Source organism: Thermoactinospora rubra, from assembly GCF_002093975.1.
Taxonomy (GTDB): domain Bacteria; phylum Actinomycetota; class Actinomycetes; order Streptosporangiales; family Streptosporangiaceae; genus Nonomuraea; species Nonomuraea rubra_A.
Map to the genome: position 1 here is coordinate 13,817 of NZ_MSZZ01000068.1, position 20,749 is coordinate 34,565.

Annotated in this window: 19 protein-coding genes; 10 read left to right on the forward strand and 9 right to left on the reverse strand. The window is 72.7% G+C overall.

Translation table 11 applies throughout. The features are described 5' to 3' along the window. The first annotated feature begins 3 nt into the window (after positions 1–3). Complete coding sequence (locus tag BSB02_RS35805; protein WP_084965442.1) at positions 4–885, forward strand: sigma-70 family RNA polymerase sigma factor; 882 nt, start codon at positions 4–6, stop codon at positions 883–885. A gap of 658 nt (positions 886–1,543) precedes the next feature. Here BSB02_RS35805 and BSB02_RS35810 read toward each other — a convergent pair. The 5 genes from BSB02_RS35810 to BSB02_RS35830 all read right to left on the reverse strand — a co-directional run bounded on the left by BSB02_RS35810 (position 1,544) and on the right by BSB02_RS35830 (position 6,582). Further along, positions 1,544–3,925, reverse strand: coding sequence for a Tex family protein (locus BSB02_RS35810; protein WP_084965443.1), 2,382 nt, complete (start codon positions 3,923–3,925; stop codon positions 1,544–1,546). A gap of 107 nt (positions 3,926–4,032) precedes the next feature. Beyond that, complete coding sequence (locus BSB02_RS35815) at positions 4,033–5,190, reverse strand: amidohydrolase (RefSeq protein WP_084965444.1); 1,158 nt, start codon at positions 5,188–5,190, stop codon at positions 4,033–4,035. 9 nt (positions 5,191–5,199) lie between these two features. After that, the gene (locus BSB02_RS35820; RefSeq protein WP_084965445.1) at positions 5,200–5,730 is read right to left on the reverse strand and encodes a hypothetical protein; all 531 of its coding nucleotides are present in this window, start codon (positions 5,728–5,730) and stop codon (positions 5,200–5,202) included. Positions 5,731–5,736: 6 nt separating this feature from the next. Beyond that, positions 5,737–5,961, reverse strand: coding sequence for a hypothetical protein (locus BSB02_RS35825; RefSeq protein WP_084965446.1), 225 nt, complete (start codon positions 5,959–5,961; stop codon positions 5,737–5,739). Between the two features lie 186 nt (positions 5,962–6,147). Beyond that, entirely contained in the window at positions 6,148–6,582 is a 435-nt protein-coding gene (locus BSB02_RS35830) for a LysE family translocator (RefSeq protein ID WP_206185072.1), read from the reverse strand. A 316-nt stretch (positions 6,583–6,898) separates the two neighbouring features. Between BSB02_RS35830 and BSB02_RS35835 the strand changes: the two genes are divergently transcribed. From BSB02_RS35835 to BSB02_RS35865, 7 genes are read left to right on the forward strand one after another with little or no spacing between them, the layout of a single operon-like run. After that, positions 6,899–7,948 carry an S-methyl thiohydantoin desulfurase domain-containing protein gene (locus BSB02_RS35835; RefSeq protein ID WP_084965448.1) on the forward strand — a complete coding sequence of 350 codons (1,050 nt, stop codon included), beginning with the start codon at positions 6,899–6,901 and terminating at the stop codon, positions 7,946–7,948. After that, positions 7,945–9,492 carry a hydantoinase/oxoprolinase N-terminal domain-containing protein gene (locus BSB02_RS35840; RefSeq protein WP_084965449.1) on the forward strand — a complete coding sequence of 516 codons (1,548 nt, stop codon included), beginning with the start codon at positions 7,945–7,947 and terminating at the stop codon, positions 9,490–9,492. The genes BSB02_RS35835 and BSB02_RS35840 overlap by 4 nt, the downstream gene beginning before the upstream one ends. A 17-nt stretch (positions 9,493–9,509) precedes the next feature. Next, positions 9,510–11,117, forward strand: a complete 1,608-nt coding sequence (locus BSB02_RS35845; RefSeq protein WP_084965450.1) for an ABC transporter substrate-binding protein — start codon at positions 9,510–9,512, stop codon at positions 11,115–11,117. Further along, a complete protein-coding gene (locus tag BSB02_RS35850) occupies positions 11,117–12,133 on the forward strand; it encodes an ABC transporter permease (RefSeq protein ID WP_084965451.1) in 1,017 nt (338 codons plus the stop codon). Before BSB02_RS35845 ends, BSB02_RS35850 begins: the two co-directional genes overlap by 1 nt. Further along, the gene (locus BSB02_RS35855) at positions 12,130–13,023 is read left to right on the forward strand and encodes an ABC transporter permease (protein ID WP_084965452.1); all 894 of its coding nucleotides are present in this window, start codon (positions 12,130–12,132) and stop codon (positions 13,021–13,023) included. Before BSB02_RS35850 ends, BSB02_RS35855 begins: the two co-directional genes overlap by 4 nt. Further along, entirely contained in the window at positions 13,020–13,847 is an 828-nt protein-coding gene (locus tag BSB02_RS43235) for an ATP-binding cassette domain-containing protein (protein WP_084965453.1), read from the forward strand. Before BSB02_RS35855 ends, BSB02_RS43235 begins: the two co-directional genes overlap by 4 nt. Then, positions 13,844–14,734, forward strand: a complete 891-nt coding sequence (locus BSB02_RS35865) for an ABC transporter ATP-binding protein (protein WP_084965454.1) — start codon at positions 13,844–13,846, stop codon at positions 14,732–14,734. The genes BSB02_RS43235 and BSB02_RS35865 overlap by 4 nt, the downstream gene beginning before the upstream one ends. Here BSB02_RS35865 and BSB02_RS35870 read toward each other — a convergent pair. Beyond that, positions 14,724–15,185: a MarR family winged helix-turn-helix transcriptional regulator gene (locus BSB02_RS35870; protein ID WP_084965455.1), complete on the reverse strand. Its 462-nt coding sequence runs from the start codon at positions 15,183–15,185 to the stop codon at positions 14,724–14,726. The two genes, BSB02_RS35865 and BSB02_RS35870, sit on opposite strands and share 11 nt — an antisense overlap. 70 nt (positions 15,186–15,255) lie before the next feature. Here BSB02_RS35870 and BSB02_RS35875 point away from each other — a divergent pair, with 70 nt between their 5' ends. Next, positions 15,256–16,644 carry an MFS transporter gene (locus BSB02_RS35875; protein ID WP_084965456.1) on the forward strand — a complete coding sequence of 463 codons (1,389 nt, stop codon included), beginning with the start codon at positions 15,256–15,258 and terminating at the stop codon, positions 16,642–16,644. Here BSB02_RS35875 and BSB02_RS35880 read toward each other — a convergent pair. Next, the gene (locus BSB02_RS35880) at positions 16,622–16,978 is read right to left on the reverse strand and encodes a DUF742 domain-containing protein (protein WP_084965457.1); all 357 of its coding nucleotides are present in this window, start codon (positions 16,976–16,978) and stop codon (positions 16,622–16,624) included. The genes BSB02_RS35875 and BSB02_RS35880 overlap by 23 nt on opposite strands. Continuing rightward, complete coding sequence (locus BSB02_RS35885) at positions 16,971–18,866, reverse strand: sensor histidine kinase (protein WP_084965458.1); 1,896 nt, start codon at positions 18,864–18,866, stop codon at positions 16,971–16,973. The genes BSB02_RS35880 and BSB02_RS35885 overlap by 8 nt, the downstream gene beginning before the upstream one ends. A 144-nt stretch (positions 18,867–19,010) precedes the next feature. Here BSB02_RS35885 and BSB02_RS35890 point away from each other — a divergent pair, with 144 nt between their 5' ends. Next, a complete protein-coding gene (locus tag BSB02_RS35890) occupies positions 19,011–20,588 on the forward strand; it encodes an ABC transporter substrate-binding protein (RefSeq protein WP_084965459.1) in 1,578 nt (525 codons plus the stop codon). On the opposite strand, the gene BSB02_RS41190 is transcribed toward BSB02_RS35890, so the two are convergent. Beyond that, entirely contained in the window at positions 20,564–20,737 is a 174-nt protein-coding gene (locus BSB02_RS41190; protein WP_169729472.1) for a hypothetical protein, read from the reverse strand. The two genes, BSB02_RS35890 and BSB02_RS41190, sit on opposite strands and share 25 nt — an antisense overlap. Positions 20,738–20,749 lie beyond the last annotated feature (12 nt).

Sequence of the window (20,749 nt, forward strand, 5' to 3'; positions counted from 1 at the left end):
TGCATGTCCGACGCGCTGGGCGACTACCTGAGGGAGATCGGCAGGACCCGCCTGCTGACCGCCGCCGAGGAGGTCGACCTGGCCCGGCGGATCGAGGCCGGCCTGTACGCCGACCACCTGCTGCGCCACGGACCCCACTCCGCCGAGCTGGAGCGCGTGCGCCGGGACGGCCTGGCCGCCAAGGACCGGCTGATCCGGGCCAACCTCCGGCTCGTCGTGGCCGCCGCCAAGCGCTACGCCCACCGCGGGCTGCCCCTGCTCGACGTCATCCAGGAAGGCAACCTCGGCCTCATCCGCGCCGTGGAGAAGTTCGACTACGCGCGCGGGTACAAGTTCTCCACCTACGCGATGTGGTGGATCCGCCAGGCCATCGAGCGGGGGCTGAACGACAAGAGCCGCACCGTGCGGCTGCCGGTCCACGTCGCGGAGACCGTCTCGCGGCTCACCAGGGTCGAACGCCGGCTGCTGACCGACCTGGGGCGGGAGCCGCGTGACGACGAGCTGGCCGCCGCGGTCGGCCGCAGTCCGGACGAGATCGCGTGGCTGCGCCGGCTGGCGCAGGAGACCCTCAGCCTCGACCTGCCGGTCGGGGAGCACGGGGAGAGCCGGATCGGCGACCTCATCGTCGACGACGACGGGCCGCACGTGCCGGAGCTGATGGAGCAGCAGGCGCTGGGGTCGCAGGTGCGCCGGCTGGTACGGCTGCTGCCGCCCCGGGAGGCGTACATCGTCACGGCGAGGTACGGCCTGGCGGGCGGCCCGGCGCAGACGTATCGGGAGATCGCGGACACGATGGGGCTCACGCGGGAGCGCATCCGGCAGCTGGAGAAGCAGGCTTTGAAGCGGTTGCGCGAGCGCCGGGACCTGACGGCTTGGGCGTCGTGAGCGTCACCGGCGCATGGCGCGCATGGCGGATGGCCGCTGACGCGGTCGAACGGTCACCGGCGCACGATGGACGGCCACCGATGCACGTCGCACGGTCACCAACGCCGTTGTCGGCCGTCGTCGGCCTGGCCGGTCGCCTGGACCGGCTGCCTTCGTGCCGGTGCGGTCACAGCGTGAAGGCGTCCACGCTCGTCGGAGAAGTCAGCCAGCGATGATCATCAGCCGGCGGTGATCATCAGCGCCAGGCCAATGAGAACCACCACCGGGACGAGCCAGACCACGACCTCGGCGGCGAATTCCTTGTACATCGTCTTCGGTCTCCTTCGGGTGCCACGTGGATGTCCCCGAGCAGCATACCGGCCGCCGCGTGCCGTCCCTGCCTTGGGCTACGCGATACCCCTGGTCAGAACCACGGCACACCACCCACTGTGGGACAAATCACCCACCATCGGTAGGTGAACGCCCGTCGGTGACCGTGCGGGAAGCGGGCGCCACGCCGCCGCGGCGGCCAGCGTGACGGAAGGCTCCCGCCTCAGCAGGTCGGGGACAGGGCGTGGCCGGAGCCGCAAGCCTGTGCCCCGGCTCTCCCGCCTCGGGAAGCCAGGTCCCCGAGACACGCCCAGTGCTTCTTCTCCCAGTCCTCTCCCCGGGAAGCCGGTTACCGGTTGCCGTCGCCCGTCAGCCCGGCGCGGCGGAGTGCTTCGGCCATGGCGCCCGTGGGGGCGGGGCGGTCCTGGCGGCGCTGGTCGCCGCGGCGCTGCCCGCTGCCGCGCTCACCACGCTGGGAGCGGTCGGCACGCGCGCCCCCGCGCTCGCCCTGACGCCCGTTGCCGCCGCGGTCGGAGCGGGAGCCGTTGCGCTGGTCGCCCGCGCGGGGACGGTCTCCTCCACCCTGGACGTCGTCCTCCAACCGCAACGTCAGCGAGATCCGCTTGCGCGGGATGTCGACGTCGAGCACCTTGACGCGGACGATGTCGCCCGGCTTGACGACGTCGCGGGGATCCCTGACGAAGTGGTTGGACATCGCCGAGACGTGGACGAGGCCGTCCTGGTGGACGCCGACGTCGACGAAGGCGCCGAAGGCCGCCACGTTGGTGACCACGCCCTCGAGGACCATGCCCGGCTCCAGGTCGGAGATCTTCTCGACCCCCTCCTTGAACGAGGCCGTCCGGAACGCCGGACGAGGGTCGCGCCCCGGCTTCTCGAGCTCGCGGAGGATGTCGGTGACGGTCGGCAGGCCGAACTGGTCGTCGACGAAGTCGGCCGGCTTGAGGCTGCGCAGCACCGCCGTGTTGCCGATCAGCGACTTGAGGTCGGTCTTGGCCGAGGCCAGGATGCGGCGCACCACGGGGTAGGCCTCCGGGTGGACGGCCGAGGAGTCGAGCGGGTCGTCGCCGCCCTGGATGCGCAGGAAGCCCGCGCACTGCTCGAACGCCTTGGGGCCGAGCCGGGGGACCTCCTTGAGCGCGGCGCGGGTGCGGAAGGGGCCGTGCGCCTCGCGGTGCTGGACGATGTTGTCGGCCAGCATCGCCCCGATGCCGGACACGCGGGTGAGCAGCGGCGCGGAGGCCGTGTTGACGTCGACGCCGACGGCGTTGACCGCGTCCTCGACCACCGCGTCGAGCGAGCGCGACAGCTTGGTCTCCGAGACGTCGTGCTGATACTGCCCCACGCCGATCGACTTGGGGTCGATCTTGACCAGCTCGGCCAGCGGGTCCTGCAGCCGCCGCGCGATCGACACCGCGCCGCGCAGGGAGACGTCGAGGTCGGGCAGCTCCTGCGAGGCATACGGCGAAGCGGAGTACACCGACGCGCCCGCCTCGGACACCACGACCTTGGTGAGGTGCGGCATGTGCTTGACCAGCTCCCCGGCGAGCTTGTCGGTCTCGCGGGAGGCCGTGCCGTTGCCGATGGCGACGAGCTCCACGCCGTGCCTCTGCGCCAGCGCCCCCAGCACGGCCAGCGACTGGTCCCACTGGCGCTTGGGCTCGTGGGGGTAGATCGTGGCGGTCTCCAGGACCTTGCCGGTGGCGTCGACGACCGCCACCTTCACGCCCGTGCGCAGGCCCGGGTCGAGCCCCATCGTCACGCGGGCCCCGGCGGGGGCGGCGAGCAGCAGGTCTTTGAGGTTGGCGGCGAAGACGCGGACCGCCTCGTCCTCGGCCCCCTGCCACAGCCGCATCCGCAGGTCGATCCCGAGGTGGACCAGGATGCGGGTGCGCCAGGCCCACCGCACCGTGTCGGCCAGCCAGCGGTCGGCGGGCCGCCCCCGGTCGGAGATCCCGAAGCGGGCCGCGATGCGCGTCTCGTAGACCTCGCCGTCCTCCGGCTCCAGCGTGACGGAGAGGACCTCCTCCTTCTCCCCGCGGAAGATGGCCAGGATGCGGTGCGAGGGCAGCTTGGTGAACGGCTCGGCGAAGTCGAAGTAGTCGCTGAACTTGGCGCCCGCCTCCTCCTTGCCCTCGCGGACCTTCGAGACCAGCCGCCCGTGCGCCCACATGTGCTCGCGCAGCTCGCCGATCAGGTCGGCGTCTTCGGCGAAGCGCTCGATGAGGATCGCGCGGGCGCCCTCCAGCGCCGCCGCCGCGTCGGCCAGGCCCTCCACGACGTACGGCTCGGCCGCGGCCACGGGGTCCAGGCCAGGATCGGTCAGCAGGGCGTCGGCCAGCGGCTCCAGCCCCAGCTCCCGGGCGATCTGCGCCTTGGTGCGGCGCTTGGGCTTGTAGGGCAGGTAGATGTCCTCGAGCCTGGCCTTGGTGTCGGCGGCGAGGATCTGCTCCCGCAGCTCGTCGGTGAGCTTGCCCTGGGACTCGATGGACTCCAGGATGGCGGCGCGCCGCTCGTCCAGCTCCCGCAGGTAGCGCAGGCGCTCTTCCAGCGTGCGCAGCTGCGCGTCGTCCAGGCCGCCCGTGGCCTCCTTGCGGTAGCGGGCGATGAACGGCACGGTCGCCCCGCCGTCGAGCAGGTCGACGGCCGCCGCCACCTGCCCCTCGCGCACGCCGAGCTCGTCCGCGATCCGCTGCTGGATTGAGAGCACCATTCCGCCTTTCGAAGGTCCTTCCCCAAGGTCCTGCGCGGTCAATTGTGCAGGACACGGCGGCCCCTCACGACCGGAGTCCCCAAGCCTGTGGACAACCGGCCCGGCGCTCAGCCGTCCTGCACGACCCCGCCGAGCATGACCAGCGTGCGCGGCGGATGGGTCACCACCGCCTCGGCCGCGCTCCCGGCGGGCACGACGACCAGGTCCGCCCGGTCGCCCTCGGCCAGGCCGTACCCCGGCAGCCCCAGTGCCCGGGCCCCGCCGTAGGTCGCCGCCTCCAGGGCCAGCTCGATGTCCTCGTCCCTGCGGAACGTGCTGCGGTAGGCCACATGCATCGCCCGCTCCAGCATGTCGCCGCTGCCGTACGGTCCCCACAGGTCGCGGATCCCGTCATGGCCGCAGGCGACGACCACGCCCGCCGCCCGCAGCTTCTTGATCGGCGGCACCGGGAAGCTGTAGACCGCCGCGGTCGCCACCGCCACCCCGGCCTCGGCCATGCCCTCGGCGAGGCGGTCCTGCGTGCTCGCGTCGATCTGGCCGAAGGCGTAGGCGTGGCTCACCGTCACCCGGCCGCCCAGCCCGAGCGCCTTCGTCCGCTCGATGATCAGCTCCAGCTCCCAGGCGCCCAGCGTCCCGCCGTCGTGCAGGTGGATGTCCACGGAGGCGCCGTACCGCGAGGCCAGATCGAAGACGAGGTCCAGGTGCCGCAAGGGGTCGCGGTCGACGCCCGCCGGGTCCAGGCCGCCGATCGCCGCCACCCCGCTCTTCAGCGCCTCCTCCAGCAGCTCGGCGGTCCCCGGGTTGGTCAGGATCCCGTGCTGCGGGAAGGCGACCTGCTGGACGTCCATGCCGGTCGCCTCGGCCGCCTCCATGACGGCTTCGACGCCGCGCAACCCCACGCCGGGGTCGACGTCGGTGTGGGTCCTGACGTGGGCGGTGCCGTACGACCTCATGGTCCGCAGCAGCGCCGAGACGCGCTCGACGCTGGGCACGCCGAGCTCGCCGCGCCTGGCCAGGTCGTTGGCGATGCGCCCGGCGAGGGTGTCGTCGGCGGAGTGCGGCACCCACGGCCCGCCGTACAGCGTCTTGTCGAGGTGGCAGTGCGCCTCGACCAGCCCGGGCAGGACGAGCCGCCCCTCGATGTCGACGACCCGGCCGGCGGTCAGGCCGGGGCCGATCCCGGCGATGCGGCCGTCGCGGACCAGGATGTCGGCGGGCGAGTCCAGGCCCCAGGGCCGGCCGCCGCGCAGGAGCACGTCCGTCATGGACGCACCCTAGACGGCGCCCTCCACGGCCGGAAGCCCTCCGATCGGCGCGGCGGCGTGGCCCCTGCGGCAGACCCACGAGCCGCGCTCGGCGTGCAGGCCCAGGCCGTGCTCCGGGCAGACCGGCCACGCCGTCCACAGCTCCTCGGCGACCATGTCCTGCGCCGCGTCGGCGACCTCGGTCACGGGATCCGCGCCGTGGAAGGCGAGCGTCCAGGACGCCGTGCGATCGCCGTACGCCACGCGCGGCTCCCCGTCCTCGAACGCCTTCAGCCGCAACCCGCCGGGTACGCCCGTGGCCCGCATGTCGCGTTCGACGACCTCCATGGCGGCCAGCCAGGCCCGGTAGCCGCCGGTCAGCTCCCCGCCGAGCCGCTCGACGTCCGCGGCCGACAGCTCCGCCGTCCGCCGCTCCATGGCCTCCCGTACGGCGGGGCCGTCCCACCCCAGCTCGGCGAGCGCGCACGCCAGCTCGACCACGGTCTCCGCGCTCGCCTCGCCGGCCGCCACCTCGCGGGCGAGCTCGAGGTAGGAACGCACGCCCCGTCACGCCCTCCGCGCCGCGAACAGCTCCAGATGGTGGCAGCTCGGGCAGCGGTAGGCCTCGATCTCCCACTTGGGGCGGCCCATCAGCCGCGCCCCGCCGAAGATCCCCCGCTCCAGCGCCCCCTGGACCCAGCGGGCGAAACCCCGCGACGCCTCGCCGAAGTCGCCGACGAATCCCGGCTCCAGCCCGCCCTCACCGCAGTGCGTGCACCTCATGTCCGGCATCTCGTGATCGTAGAACGGCGGTTCAGGAGGCCGCCAGCTTCAGCCCGAAGCCGATAAGCACCACGCCGGTGGCGCGCTCGATCCACCGGCGCCTGGCGAGCAGGGCCTTCATGCCGCCGACCGTCCAGGCGACCAGCGACAGCCACGCGACGCTGAGGGCGGCGTGGAGGGTGGCGTAGAGGAGGGTCAGGCGAAGACGGGGGCGCCGTCCGGGACGAACTGGGGGAGCAGGCTCAGGTAGAAGACCAGGAGCTTGGGGTTGAGGAGGTTGGTGGACAGGCCGGTCGTCACGGCGCGCCGGGCGGACCGGGGCGTGGTGGTCTCCTCTGGCGCGTCGTGCGTCCTGCGGGCCGGCCACAGGGCCTTGACGCCCATGACGACCAGCCAGGCCGCCCCGGCGACGCGCAGGACGTCGTAGGCGACGGGGGAGGCGGCCACCAGGGCGGAGACGCCCGCCGCGGTGAGTACTCCCCACACGAGCAGGCCGGCGCCGATGCCGAGGCTGGTCAGCACGGCGAGGCGCCGGTTCGCGCCGTTGACGGCCGTGCGCATGACCAGGGCGGTGTCGGGGCCGGGAGTGATCGTCAGGATGATCGCGGCGGCGAGGAAGGCGAGGATCACGATCGCCAGGCTAGCCATCGGGGTGTGGCGCGACCAACCTGTTTGTCCGGATTCGGGCAAGCCTCGCCGCCGTTCCTTCCCACCGGCCTGCACGTGAAGGCCCGTCGGGGTGCAGGAAGGTGCGGGGAGGGGTGGAGGCCGGTTGGGTGCAGGAGGAGGGCCAGAGGTAAGGTCCGTCAGACCGCAGGGAGAGGGCGGGGTGGGCACGGGGCGTAGCCGGAGGAAACGGGGCGGAATCCGGGATTCAGACCGTGTTGGTGAGGCGGGGTGATCCCTCTAGCGCGGCACGATCAAATGTGCTTGGTTTTGACGGGACATGGAACTCACAGAGGCTGACATCCCGGCACTGGCACGAGGCTGCGCCGTGCTGGGGACGGGTGGCGGAGGCGACGTGCGCACCGGGTCGCTGGCGGCCGTCAGGGCGATACGCGACCACGGCCCGGTGCCCCTGGTCGCCCTGGCCGACCTGCCCGGCGACACGCTGATCGTCCCCCTGTCCGGCATCGGCGCCCCCACGGTGAGCCACGAGATGCCCCACGGCGAGCACGAGCCCAAGCGCATCGCCGAGGAGGTCGAACGGCTCTTCGGCCGCCCGCCGGGAGCCGTCATGTCCTCCGAGATCGGCGGGTCCAACGGCGTCGCGCCGGTCGCCTGGGCCGCCCAGCTGGGCCTGCCGCTGCTCGACGCCGACGCCATGGGCCGTGCCTTCCCCGAGGTCCAGATGGTGTCCATGTACGTCGCAGGCCTGCCCGCCGACCTGGTCGTCATGGCCGACGTGGTCGGCAACGTAGTCACGATCCGCCCCGTCGACGGCCTGTGGTCCGAGCGCCTGGCCCGCGCGGCCTGCGTGGCCTCCGGGTCGAGCGCGCTCATGGCCGACTACGTGCTCACCGCCGCACGGGCCCGCGGCGTGGTCATCGAGGGCACCGTCACACGCGCCCTGTCCATCGGCCGGGCCACGCAGGACACGGCGGACCCGCTGGGCGCCCTGCGTGACACCCTCGGCGCCGTCCGCCTGATCACCGGCAAGCTCGTCGACGTCGACCGGCGCACCACCGGCGGGTTCGTCAGGGGCTCGGCCACGATCGAGGGCACCGGCGCCGACCGGGGCCGCCGCCTGGTCGTCGAGCTCCAGAACGAGAACCTCGTCGCCGTCGAGGACGGCCGGGTCAGGGCGATGGTCCCCGACCTGATCGCCGTCGTGGACACCCAGACGGCCACCGCGATCCAGACCGAGGCCCTGCGGTACGGCCAGCGCGTCGCGGTGCTCGCCTGGCCCTGCGACCCCCTGTGGCGCACCCCGCGCGGCCTGGAGGTCGCCGGTCCCCGCGCCTTCGGCTACGACCTGGAGTACCAGCCGATATGAGCGGTCTGCGCATCGGCATCGACGTCGGCGGCACCAACACCGACGCCGTGGTCCTCGACGCGGGCGACCGGCTGCTCGCCAAGGCCAAGCGGCCGACCACGCCCGAGGTGACCGGCGGCCTGCGCGCCGCGCTCGACGCCGTGCTGGCCGAGCTGGACGACAGGCGCAGGGCCGAGGTCTCCCGCGTCATGCTCGGCACGACCCACGCCACCAACGCCATCCTGGAGCGCGAGAACCTGGGCCGCGTGGCCGTCGTCCGGCTGGGCGCGCCGGCCACGACGTCGGTGCCGCCGCTGTCGGACTGGCCGGAGGACCTGCGCAAGGCCGTCAGCGCCGGTGAGGCCGTCCTGCCGGGTGGGTTCTTCGTCGACGGCCGCCCGATCACGCCGCTGGACTCCGGCGCCGTGCGCCGCTTCCTGGACGGCGTGCGGGCCGACGCCGTCGCGGTCACCGGCGTGTTCAGCCCCGCGGGCGCCGAGCAGGAGGCCGAGGTCGGCGAGCTGGTCGCGCGGGAGTACGGCCTGCCGGTCAGCCTCAGCCACGAGCTGGGCTGGCTCGGCCTGCTGGAGCGCGAGAACGCGACCGTGCTCAACGCCTGCCTGTACGGCGTGGCCGCCCGGGTGACGGCGGCCCTGACCGAGGCGCTGCGCGAGCGCGGGCTGGCGGCCCGGCCGTACCTGGCGCAGAACGACGGGACGCTGATGACGCTGGAGCACGCCGCGCGGCTGCCGGTGTCGACGATCGGGTCGGGACCGGCCAACTCCCTGCGCGGGGCCGCGTTCCTGTCCGGGGTGGCCGACGCGGTCGTGGCGGACGTGGGCGGCACGTCCACCGACCTCGGGGTGCTCGTGGGCGGGTTCCCGCGCGAGTCGTCGGCCGCGACGGAGATCGGCGGCGTGCTGACCAACTTCCGCATGCCGGACATCCTGTCCATCGCGCTCGGCGGCGGCAGCGTGGTCCGCGACGGGTCGGTGGGGCCGGACTCGGTCGGCTACCGCATCACCGAGGAGGCGCTGGTGTGCGGGGGCGGCACCATGACGCTCACCGACGCCGCCGTCCACGCGGGACGCACCGCCGGGGTGCCGCCCGCCTGGCCGGAACGCCTGGCCGGCCTGCCCCTGCGGCACGAGACCCTGCGCGCCGCCCTCGCGCTGGCCGACGAGATGGTCGAGGACGCCGTCGACCGCATGACGCTGGGCCGCGCCGACCGGCCGCTGGTGGCCGTGGGCGGCGGCGCGTTCCTGCTGCCCGACCGGATCCTCGGCGTGAGCAGGGTGGTCAGGCCCCCGCACGCCGAGGTGGCCAACGCGGTCGGCGCGGCGATCGCCCTCGCGAGCGGCCGAGTCGATACGATCTTGCCTGCGGGCGAAAGCCGGGCGAAGGCCATCGAATCGGCCAAGGAGCAGGCGGCCGCGAAAGCCGTACGCGCCGGGGCGGATCCCGCCCAGGTCGAGATCGTCGACCTGCAGGAGATCCCGCTCAGCTACCTGTCGGAGCCCGCGGTGCGGTTGCACGTCAAGGCAGCCGGGCCCCTGGCCCGGTGACAAGTGAAAGGACCCCCATGCGCTGGCTGAAGGGATTAGCCGTAGCCGGCGCCGTCGCGCTGGCCGCGTCCGCGTGCGCGGGCGGTCAGGTGCGCGGCGCCGACCGGACGGCGACGCCGGCCTCCACGACCACTCCGGGCGCGACGCAGCAGGCCACGGAGAACGCCTCCACCTTCGTCTACGCCCCCAACCTCGAGGTGGTCACCGACTGGGACCCCGCGACCTCGTACTCCAACGAGATCATGGCGATGGCCAACATCTACGAGGGGCTCACCAGGTACAACGCGCAGACGCAGAAGCCCGAGCCGCGCCTGGCCACCGAGTGGACCTCGGCCGACGACGGCAAGGAGTGGACCTTCAAGCTGCGCGAGGGCGTGAAGTTCCACACCGGCGCGACCCTCACCTCGCAGATCGCCAAGCAGGCCATCGAGCGGACCATCAAGGCGGGCGGCGGGGCCGCCTACATCTGGGGCGCGGTCGACAAGATCGAGACGCCGGACCCGCTGACGCTGAAGTTCACGCTCAAGTACGCCTCGCCGCTGGACCTGATCGCCTCCTCCGGCTACGCCGCCTACATCTACGACCCCGCCGGGGTGGACAAGGACGGCAAGAAGGACGGCGGCACCGGCCCCTACACCATCGACCAGTGGCAGAAGGGCAAGGAGACCGAGCTCACGCTCAAGGCGTTCGAGGACTACTGGGGCGGCTGGAAGCCCCAGCAGTACAAGAAGATCGCCTTCCGCGTCACCCCGGAGATCAACACGGCCTGGCAGCTGCTGCAGAGCGGCGAGGTGACGTTCGTCCCGCGGCTGAACCCGCAGCTGTTCGAGAAGGCCGCGACGACCCCGGCCGTCCAGACCTCCAAGGCGTCTTCGTTCCAGAACCTGCTCGTGCTGTTCAACACCGAGACCCTGCCCCTGGAGGTACGGCAGGCGCTGCAGTACGCGATCGACTACGACGGCCTGGTGGCGGCGCTGAAGGGCGCGGGCGTCAAGGCCAGCGGGCTGGTGCCGCAGGGCCTGCTGGGCCACGTGCCGGGCCGCGAGCCCAGGCAGGACCTGGCCAAGGCCCAGGAGCTGCTGGAGCGGGCCGGCTTCGGCCCCGACAAGCCCGAGCTGGTCCTCGACCTCACCTACGCCCAGGGCGACGAGGACCAGAAGCTGCTGGTCACCCTGCTGAGCGCGGCGCTGAAGAAGCTGAACGTGACGTTGCGCGCCAAGCCCATGCAGTGGAACGCGCAGTGGGACCAGGCCAAGGCCAAGGACCCGGCCAAGCGCCAGGACGTCTTCGTCATGTACTGGTACCCGGACTATCCGGACCCGTACTCCTGGTTCGTCAACGTCTTCAGGAGCAAGGAGACGCCGGACTTCAACCTCTCCTACCTGAAGGACGCCGAGATCGACAAGATGATCGACGCGCTCCCCGCGCTGACCGCGACCGATCCCGCCGCGGCGCAGGCCTCCTACGCCGAGCTGCAGAAGAAGATCATCGACGAGCGGGCCGCGGTGGCGGTGCCGTACGTGCAGACCTACCAGCGGGCGCTCGCCGCGGGCGTGCAGGGGTACGTCGACAACCCGGCCTACCCGAACGTGGTGTTCTTCTACGATCTGGCCCCCAGTCCCTGATGACGCGGTACCTGACCCGCCGGCTCGGCCAGGCGCTCCTGGTCGTGGCCGGCGTGGTCGCGCTCACCTTCGTGATCATGCGGCTGGTGCCCGGCGATCCGGCGGTCGCCTACGCCGGGCCCCGGGCGTCGGAGGAGCAGCTGGCCGAGGCGCGGCGGCGGTTCGGGCTGGACGAGCCGGTGTACGTCCAGCTGTGGACCTACCTGCGGGACCTGCTGTCCGGCGACTGGGGGACCAGCCTGCACACTCGCCGACCGGTGCTGGACGATCTGTACCTGGCCTTCCCGGCGTCGCTGGAGCTGGTCGGGGCCGCGCTGGCGGTGGCCGTCGTGGCAGGCGTGCCGGCGGGCGTGCTCGCCGCCCGCTACAAGACGAAATTTCCAGACTTTTCGGTCAGGGTGACGTCGATGCTGGCCGTCTCCGTCCCCGTGTTCTGGCTGGCGCTCGCCCTCCAGACCGTGCTCGCCAGCGGCCTGGGCTGGTTCCCGGTCGCGGGGGAGTACGACTCCCGCCTCGACGTCACCAGCCCGCTCACGCTGTGGACCAACATCACCGTCGTGGACGCGCTCATCACCGGCAACTGGCCCATCCTCACCAGCACGCTGCACCACCTCGTGCTGCCCGCCCTGGTCGTGGCCGCCTACCCGGCCGGGGTGATCGCCCAGCTCACGCGCGCCACGCTCATCGAGGAGGCGAGCCAGGACCACGCCCGCCTCGAACGCGCCCTCGGCTTCGGCGAGACCGCGATCCTCACGCGCTTCGCCCTGCGGCCCGCCCTCGGCCCGGTGCTGTCGCTCATCGCCCTCGTCTTCGCCTACTCGCTCGTCAACGCCTTCCTCGTCGAGGCCGTCTTCAACTGGCCGGGGCTGGGCCGCTACGCCGCCGAGTCGATCCGCTCGCTGGACACCCCCGCCATCGCGGGCGTCACGCTGCTGGTGGCCGTGGTGTACGTGCTGGCCAACCTCGTCGTCGACCTCCTGCAGGCCGTCGTGGACCCCCGGGTGAGGGCCCGATGAGCCGGCCGATCTCGCCCAGGTCCGCGCCGCCCGAGCCCGGACCGCCCGAGCAGGCGCCGCTGCGCCGTACCCTGCCCAGGGTCCCGGACCGCTTCGCCGTGGCGGGGGTCGTGCTGCTCGCGCTCATCACGCTGGCCGCCCTGCTGGCCCCCTGGCTCGCGCCGTACCCGGAGGACCACCTCGACCCCGTCAACGCCCTCCGGCCGCCGAGCGCCGAGCACTGGCTCGGCACCGACGAGGTCGGCCGCGACGTGCTCAGCAGGATCCTGTACGGCGCGCAGACGTCCCTGCTGATCGCGGCGGCCGTGCTGGGCGCCTCCTCGGTCGTGGGCGTGACGCTGGGCGTCGTCGCCGGGTACGCCGGAGGCTGGCTGCGGGACGTGATCATGCGGATCACCGACGTGTTCCTGGCCTTCCCCGCCCTGCTGCTGTCGGTGGCGCTCGCGGTGGTGCTGCATCCCAGCGTCGCCACGGTCATCGTGGCGATCGCCGTCACCTGGTGGCCCTGGTACACCCGCCTGGCGGCCTCGACGGCCGCCTCCGTCGCCACCCGCCCCTACGTCGACGCTGCCCGCTGCCTGGGGGTGCCCGCTCCGCTGATCGTCCTGCGGCACGTCCTGCCCAACTCGCTCACCCCCGTCCTGGTCCAGCTGTCGCTGGACGCGGGCGGGGTGATCCTCACCGCCGCCGCCCTGTCCTACCTCGGGCTGGGCGCCCAGGACCCGACGGCGGAATGGGGGCTGATGGTCCAGCTGGGCCAGTCCCGCTTCACCACCAACTGGTGGCTGGCCGCCTTCCCCGGCCTGGCGATCCTGCTGACCGCCTTCGCCTGCAACGTGCTGGGCGAGGGCCTGCGCAACGCGCTCGACCCCCGGAGGACGGTCCGATGATCCACGCGCGTGGCCTGGAGGTCCGGTACGGCACGCGGACCGTCGCCAGCGTTCCCGAGCTGGACGTCGGCGCCGGGGAGTGCGTGGCGATCGTGGGGGAGAGCGGGTCGGGCAAGTCCAGCACGCTCATGGCCCTGCTCGGCCTCGCCGAGGGCGCGCAGGTCTCCGGCGAGGTCTACGTCTGCGGCGTGGACGTGCTGAACGCCACCCCGCGGCGGCTGCGCGAGCTCAGGGGCGCCAAGGCCGCGCTGGTCATGCAGTCGCCCCAGGCGGCGCTGTGCCCGACCACCAGGCTCGGCACGCTGATGCTGCGGGCGCTGCGGCTGCACGGCATCGGACGGGACGAGAGCCCCGGACGCTGGCAGGCCTGGCCGAGCGCAGAACAGGCCGGGCAGCGGACCGGGCAGCGGGCCCGGCAGTGGGCCTGGCCGAGCGCCGGGCGGATGCGCCACCGCATGGCCGAGGCGATGCGGGCGGTGCTGCTGGACCCCGTGCTGCTGTCGCGCTACCCGCACGAGGTCTCCGGCGGCCAGGCCCAGCGCTTCGCCATCGCGCTGGCGATCGCGCTAGGCGCCAAGGTCATCCTGGCCGACGAGCCGACCAGCGCCCTGGACGTGACCGTGCAGGCCGAGGTGATCGGCGTGCTGCGCCGCCTGCGCGAGACGCGGGGCCTGGGCCTGCTGCTCGTCTCGCACGACCTGGCCCTGGTCTCGACGATCGCCGACCGCGTGGTGGTGATGAAAGACGGGCGGGTCGTGGACAGCGCCCCCTTCGCCGAGCTGAGCCATCCCTACAGCCGCGAGCTGCTGGAGGCCGTCCTGTGAGCGCCGGGCCGCCGATCCTCGGCGCCGAGCGGCTCACCCTGGGGTACGGCGGGGCGGCTGTGGTCCACGACGTCACCTTCGGCGTGACCGAGGGCGGGGTCGGCCTCATCGGGGAGAGCGGCTCGGGCAAGACCACCATCGCCCGCGCCCTGCTGGGGCTGCTGACCCCGCTCGGGGGCGAGGTGCGGTACGGCGGGCAGAACCTGAAATATGCAGATAAGAGGGCGTTCCGGAGGGATGTCCAGCCGGTCTTCCAGGCCGAGTCGCTCGACCCCCGGATGCGGGTCGGCCGGTCCATCGCCGAGGGGCTGCCCAGGAGCGAGCGGTCCCGCGTGCCCGAGCTGATGGAGCAGGTCGGCCTCGACCCCTCGCTGGCCCGCCGCCGGCCGCACGAGCTGTCCGGGGGCCAGCGCCAGCGCGTCGTCATCGCCCGTGCCCTGGCGGTCCGCCCCCGGCTCCTCATCCTGGACGAGCCGACCAGCGCCCTGGACGTGACCGTGCAGGCGAAGATCCTCGACCTGCTCGCGGGCCTTGCCACCGAACGGCTGCTGATCAGCCACAACCTCGCCGTCGTCGCGCGGCTGTGCCGTACCTCCCACGTGCTGTTCGCGGGGCGCGTCGTCGAGTCGGGGCCGACGCGGGAGCTGCTGGAGCGGCCCGCGCACCCCTACACCAGGGCGTTGCGCGACGCCGTGCCCAAGATCGGCGGCCGGCCGCCGGTCGCGACCGGCGTCGAGGCGCGCCCGGCCGAGACCGGCTGCCCCTACCGGCTGCGCTGCCCGCTGACCGTGCCCGAGTGCGCCGAGCGGCCTCCGCTGCGGGACCTGGAGGGACCGGGGGGACGGCAGGTCGCCTGCCACCGGGCGGAGGACCAGCTCAGTCTGTGAGCTTGCGGATGGTGTCGGCCATGTCGGCGGAGAAGCGGGCCAGCAGCTCCGACAGCTGGGCGCGGTCCTCCTCCGACCAGTTCGCCAGCGCCTCGCCGAACCAGCCGGAGGTGACCTCCCGGCACCGCCGCGTGACCTCGTAGCCCTCGGGGGTGAGGGCGATCAGCCAGGCGCGGCCGTCGGCGGGGTCCTGCACCCGGCTGACCAGGCCCCGGCGCTCCAGGGCCGCGACGTTCCTGGTCACGTGGGGACCCTCCACCTGCATCCCTTCGGCGATCGCGCCGATCCTGCGCGGCTCACCCGCCTCGAACAGGTACGTGAGGATGTGGAGGGACGGCTTGTCCAGCGGCTGCCCGACCGCCTCGGCGAGCCGCCGCGAGGCCTTGCCCCGGTCGAGCGCGCGGATGAGCAGGCGCATCGACTCCACGGTGCGCGCGAGATCGGCGTCCATGTTGATTACCTAACTTAGGTATGTATATTGTCGTCCCTGTTACTTACCTAAGTTACCTAAAGGAGTCGTGATGGCGGTATCCGCTGTCCTGCCCGAGGTTCCCCGGAAGACCCGCGGCCCCTGGCCCATGGTGGTGACGCTGGCCTTCTCGGCCTCGACCGCCGCCCTGCAGACCTCGGCCGTGCTGCCCATGCTGGGCATCCTCCAGCATGACCTGCGCGTGTCGATCCTGGCGGCCAGCTGGACGCTGACCATCAGCCTGCTGGTGGGCGCGGTGGCGACGCCCTTGCTATCCCGGTTCGGCGACATGTACGGCAGGCGCCGCGTGATCCTGGCCGCCCTGCTCCTGCTGGTCGCCGGCTCGGTGATGGGGGCGCTGGCCGGCTCCCTGGCATGGCTCATCGCGGCCCGCGTCCTGCAGGGGTTCTCGGCCGCGCTCGTGCCGCTGTCCATCGGCGTCGCCCGCGAGGTGCTGCCGCGCAACCAGCTGCCCACCGGCATCGGCGTGCTGAGCGCCACCATGGGCATCGGGTCCGGCGCCGGCATGATCCTGGCCGGGCTGGTGGGCGGCGACTTCCGCGCGGTGTTCTGGACCATCGGGGCCGTCGGGCTGATCGCCACCGTGCTGGTCGCGGTCCTGGTGGACTCCTCCGTGCCGGAGGTCAAGGGCCGTCCCGACCTCCTGGGCGCGGCGCTGCTGACCACGGCGCTGATCGCCCTGTTGCTGGCCGTCACCCAGGGCAGGGCGTGGGGGTGGACCTCGCCCGCCGTGCTGTCGCTGGTCGCGGTCGCGGCCGCGGGGCTGGCGACCTGGACGGCCGTCGAGCGCCGGGCGCCCGAGCCGCTGGTGGAGCTGCCGATGCTGACCCACCGCGGCACTGTCGGCGCGTCGATCTCCTCGGCGCTGCTGGGCTTCGCCTTCTTCGGCTTCTTCACCGGGCTGGCCTCCTACGCCCGCGCCCGTTTCGCCGCCTCCACCCTGGAGGTCGGGCTCTACCTGGTGCCCGCGACCGTGTTCATGCTCGTCCTGTCGCTGTACGCCGGGCGGCTGACGCGGCGGTTCTCGGCCTCCTCCCTGGTCGGCACGGGGTCGGCGGTGGTGGCCCTGGGCCTGGTGTGGCTCATCGTCTCCCACGACCACCCGGCGGACCTCTACGTGGCCAGCTCGCTGCTGGGCCTGGGCCTGGGGATCGGCTACGCCGCCCTGGGCACGATGGCGGTCGAGCACGTCGACCCGGCCAAGACCGCGGTGGCCGCCGGGGTGAACGCCCTGGTCCGCGTGGTGGGCGGCGCGGTCGCCGGAGCCGTGGTGGCCGCGATCCTGGCGGCCCGGCCCGACGTGGCCGGCTACGAGTGGACCTTCGCGGTCTGCGCGGTGGCGGGACTGGTGGGCGCCGTGGTGGCCTTCGCCTTCGGCCGGCTCAACCGGCGCCCCGCTACAGCGCCCGCAGGCCGCTGATGACGTCGAGCAGCACCTCAGGAGCCGGCACGGGCGGCGGCACCTCGACCTTGACCAGCTCCTTGGCGTGCAGGTCGCCGACCAGGACCCGCACCACGCCGATGGGCAGGCCCAGCTCCGCCGCCACGTCGACCAGGCGGGTGGGCTTGATGCACTTCTGCAGGATGATCAGGTGCTCCGGGCCCAGCCCGCCGGGCGGGGAGAAGCCGCCCAGGGTGGTGATGACGGCGATGAGGTCGATGGCCTCGCTCGCGGGCACGGTGCGGCCGCGGGTCAGCAGGTAGGCCGGGACGATGGGACCGGCGTCCTCGTCCAGCCAGCGCTCGTCAGTCATTGACCCCGTCCAGCTCTCGCACCTTCACCGGATCGGCCGGGGTCGGGGTGATCACGTGTTCAGCGGGGATCAACACGATCGCGGTGGTCCCTCCATATGGTGAACCGCGCAACGTCACGCGGATGTGGTGCCTGGCCGCCAGCCGCGCCACGACGAACAGGCCCAGCCGGTCGCTGTTGAGCGCGTCGAACTCCGGCATGCTGGCCAGGCGGTCGTTGAATTCGGACAACTCGGCCTCGCTCATCCCGAGCCCGCGGTCCTCCACGACCACCGCGAACCCGCGGGCGGCCTGCTCGCCGCGCACCGTGACCATGGTATGCGGCGGGGAGAACACGGTGGCGTTCTCGATGAGTTCGGCGATCAGGTGGATGACGTCGGCGACCACGGGACCCTTGAGGCTGAGGCCGGGCATCGGCTCCACGCTCACCCGCGTGTAGTCCTCGACCTCGGCCGCCGCGCCCCGCACGACGTCGATGAGCGGCACCGGCTTGCTCCAGGCGCGGCCGGGCGCCGCTCCGGACAGGATGATCAGGCCCTCGGCGTGCCTGCGCATCCTGGTCGTCAGGTGGTCCAGGCGGAACAGGTCGTCCAGCGTGCCGGGCTCGGTGGCCCGGTGCTGCATGCTCTCCAGCTGGATGCGCTGGCGGTGCAGCAGCGACTGGCTGCGCCTGGCCAGGTTGCGGAAGACCTGGCGGAACCCCTCGCGCAGCTGCGCCTGGCCGACCGCGGCCTCCACGGCGGTGCTCTGCACGGCGGCGAAGGCCCGGCCCACGTCCTCGATCTCGACGGTGCTGCTGCGCACCTCGATGTCGGGCACCTCGACCTCGGCGCCCACCTCGGCGCCGTCGCGCAGCCTGGCCACGACCTGCGGCAGCCGTTCCCTGGCCACCTCCAGCGCCGCCTGCCTGAGCTCGGCCAGCTCCCGCGACAGGCGGGCCGCCTGCCGCAGCGAGATGACGATCGAGACGATGACCAGCACCAGCGCCAGGCCGCCGAGGACCGCCGCGCGCACGATCACGGCGTCGGCCACCGGCTCGGCCTGCTCGGCGAGCATGGCGCTGGCGTCCATCTCCGCCTCGTCGAACTGCCTGACCAGCTCCTGGCTCGTGGCCGCCCAGCCCGCCGGGGTACGGCCCGCGGCGATCTGCTCCTCCATGATGCGCAGCCGCTGGTAGGCGGGGGAGGAGATGATCCCCACCTGGATGGCACGCAGCCGCGGGTCCAGGTCGCCGAGGGACATGTCGATCAGGTAGCGGCGGTTGCCCACGATCTGGGTGAAGGCCGTGCGCTCGGCCTCGGTTGTGGCCCCGGCGGCGATCGCCTGCTCCCTGGTCAGCAGCTCCTTGGCGTACCCGAGGTTGATGACCAGGCGGGACTGCTCGTAGATGGGGATGTCGTCGATCAGGGCGACCCTGCGGTGCAGGCCGAACAGGGCGTCGGCGATGGCGTCGTAGTGCTCGATGGTGGCGAACCTGTCCACCACCCGCGCGTCGACCTCGGCCCTGATGGCCTCCAGCCGCGCCAGCTGCGTGTGCACGGCCCTCACCTGCTCCTGGATGGCCGGCGAGGCGTCGGCGGAGCGCGCCGACAGCCGCAGGAAGCCCTCACGGGCCTTGTCGGTCTGCAGCCGCTGGGACAGGAAGGCGGTGACCTGCGGCTGACGGCCGCCGCGCAGCAGCCGCACCGCCGCCAGGCGCTCGCGTTGCAGCTCGTCCAGCAGCTCGTAGGCGGGCAGGCGCAGGTTCGTCCACAAGATCTTGTACTGCCGCAGCTCCAGGCTGTCGTTGGCCATCACCGCGGCGATGACGCCCCACAGGATGAGCATGGACATGATCGGGACGAGGAGCAGCCCAATGATCTTCGCGCGGATCGTTCGGCTGCGGCCCATGGCACCTCGCTCCGGGTCCGGATCCTCCCCCGGATGGCCCTGAAAACAACGCGAAGAGAATAGCAAAACGGATCTTCCGAAGTCCCTACTTTTCCGGCTTTTTCCGGGCTTCTCCGGGGATCCTGCGATAGGTTGCCGCTCACGATGAACCCCTTCGTCAAGCGCCTCGCCGCCCTCTCGATCGGGCTCGTGCTCGCGCTCGGCCCGACCGGGTGCGCCGGCGCGCCCGCCCCCGGCACGGCCACGCTCACCGCCTCGCCCAGGCCCGCCGAGTTCGTGTACGGCAGGACGCTCGAAGTGGTCACCGAATGGGATCCCGCCCGCGCCTACTCCAGCGAGGTCGTCGCCCTCCACAACATCTACGAGACGCTCACCGTCTGGAACCCCGTGGCCAGGAAGGTCGCCCCGCGCCTGGCCACCTCCTGGCACTCCTCGGCCGACGGCCGGACCTGGACGTTCACGCTGCGGCGGGGCGTGCGCTTCCACACCGGCCGCCTGATGGACGCCGCCGCGGTCAAGCAGGCCATCGAGCGGACCATCGCCTCCAAGAGCGCGCCCTCCTACATCTGGGACGCCGTGGAGACCATCCGGGCCGACAACCCCTCCACGGTCACCTTCACCCTGAAGTACGCCGCCCCGCTCGACCGCATCGCCTCCGCCACCTACGCGGCGTTCGTCTACGACCCCGCCGGGGTGGACCAGGCGGGCAGGAGGGACGGCGGCACCGGCCCCTACACCATCGAGCTGTGGCGCAAAGGGGCGGCCGACGAGCTGACGCTCAAGGCGTTCCCCGGCTACTGGGGCGGCTGGGACCGCCCCCACTACACCAAGGTCCGCTTCCACGTCAGCGCCAGCCACCGGGAACACTGGCGGCGGCTGCTGCGCGGCGAGACCACGTTCGTCTGGCGCTTCGGCAGGAGCCTGCAGGCCAGGGCCGCCGCCACCGGGGGGCTGCGCACCACCCGCAGGCCGTCGTACGCCACCCTGATGATGCTGTTCAACACCGCGAGCGGCCCGATGGCCGACGTCCGGGTGCGCAAGGCCGTCCAGCACGCCGTCGACTACGAAGGCGTCCTCAGGGCGCTGCACGAGAACGTCTCACCGGCCAGCGGGATCATCCCCGAGGGGCTGCCCGGCCACCAGCGGGGCAGGACCCCGCGCCAGGACCTCCAGCGCGCCGCCGAGCTGCTGGCCCGCGCCGGGTACGGCCCGCAGGGCAGGCCGCTGCGGCTCACCCTCACCTACGCCGCCGGCGACGCCGACCAGCGGCTGCTGGCCGAACGGCTGGCCGCCACCCTGAGCACGCTCAACGTCACGCTGGTGGCCAGGGCCATGCCGTGGCTCAAGCAGTGGGAGCGGGGCAAGCGGCGCGGCCAGGACATCTTCGTCATGTACTGGTGGCCCGACTACGCCGACGCCTACTCCTACTTCGCCTCGATGTTCCGCAGCGCCGACCCGCCCTCCTTCAACCTGACCTACCTGAAGGACCAGGGGGTCGACGCCGTCATCGACTCCCTGCCGCGGCTCAGCGTCACCGACCCCAAAGCGGCCGAACGGGCCTACGCCCAGCTCACCAGCACACTGCTGGACGTGCGGGCGGTCGCCGCGGTGCCGTGGGTGGTCACCTACCGCCGTGCCTACGCGGCGGGGGTCCAGGGCTACCACGACAACCCGGCCTACCCCGACGTCGTCTTCGTCTACGAGCTGCGGCCCTCGGCCTGAGCCCGCTCGACCCGCTCGCGCAGCCGTACCCTGACCTCCTCGGGGGTGTAGGCGCGGCGCCGCCGCTCCGCCCGGGCGATCGCCACGCCCGTGGCCGCCACCCCCGCGACCCCGGCCAGGCCGAGGATCTTCCACCAACGCACACGCATGCGCCTACGCTA

What these genes read in the sequence shown, in the direction of transcription:
- BSB02_RS35855 (WP_084965452.1), top strand. Translation starts at nt 12,130, where the DNA reads ATGAGCCGGCCGATCTCGCCCAGGTCCGCGCCGCCCGAGCCCGGACCG.
- BSB02_RS35825 (WP_084965446.1), bottom strand. Translation starts at nt 5,961, where the DNA reads ATGCCGGACATGAGGTGCACGCACTGCGGTGAGGGCGGGCTGGAGCCG.
- BSB02_RS35805 (WP_084965442.1), top strand. Translation starts at nt 4, where the DNA reads ATGTCCGACGCGCTGGGCGACTACCTGAGGGAGATCGGCAGGACCCGC.
- BSB02_RS35845 (WP_084965450.1), top strand. Translation starts at nt 9,510, where the DNA reads ATGCGCTGGCTGAAGGGATTAGCCGTAGCCGGCGCCGTCGCGCTGGCC.
- BSB02_RS35835 (WP_084965448.1), top strand. Translation starts at nt 6,899, where the DNA reads ATGGAACTCACAGAGGCTGACATCCCGGCACTGGCACGAGGCTGCGCC.
- BSB02_RS35885 (WP_084965458.1), bottom strand. Translation starts at nt 18,866, where the DNA reads ATGGGCCGCAGCCGAACGATCCGCGCGAAGATCATTGGGCTGCTCCTC.
- BSB02_RS35875 (WP_084965456.1), top strand. Translation starts at nt 15,256, where the DNA reads ATGGCGGTATCCGCTGTCCTGCCCGAGGTTCCCCGGAAGACCCGCGGC.
- BSB02_RS35840 (WP_084965449.1), top strand. Translation starts at nt 7,945, where the DNA reads ATGAGCGGTCTGCGCATCGGCATCGACGTCGGCGGCACCAACACCGAC.
- BSB02_RS35880 (WP_084965457.1), bottom strand. Translation starts at nt 16,978, where the DNA reads ATGACTGACGAGCGCTGGCTGGACGAGGACGCCGGTCCCATCGTCCCG.
- BSB02_RS35810 (WP_084965443.1), bottom strand. Translation starts at nt 3,925, where the DNA reads ATGGTGCTCTCAATCCAGCAGCGGATCGCGGACGAGCTCGGCGTGCGC.
- BSB02_RS35815 (WP_084965444.1), bottom strand. Translation starts at nt 5,190, where the DNA reads ATGACGGACGTGCTCCTGCGCGGCGGCCGGCCCTGGGGCCTGGACTCG.
- BSB02_RS35870 (WP_084965455.1), bottom strand. Translation starts at nt 15,185, where the DNA reads ATGGACGCCGATCTCGCGCGCACCGTGGAGTCGATGCGCCTGCTCATC.
- BSB02_RS35850 (WP_084965451.1), top strand. Translation starts at nt 11,117, where the DNA reads ATGACGCGGTACCTGACCCGCCGGCTCGGCCAGGCGCTCCTGGTCGTG.
- BSB02_RS35890 (WP_084965459.1), top strand. Translation starts at nt 19,011, where the DNA reads ATGAACCCCTTCGTCAAGCGCCTCGCCGCCCTCTCGATCGGGCTCGTG.
- BSB02_RS43235 (WP_084965453.1), top strand. Translation starts at nt 13,020, where the DNA reads ATGATCCACGCGCGTGGCCTGGAGGTCCGGTACGGCACGCGGACCGTC.
- BSB02_RS41190 (WP_169729472.1), bottom strand. Translation starts at nt 20,737, where the DNA reads ATGCGTGTGCGTTGGTGGAAGATCCTCGGCCTGGCCGGGGTCGCGGGG.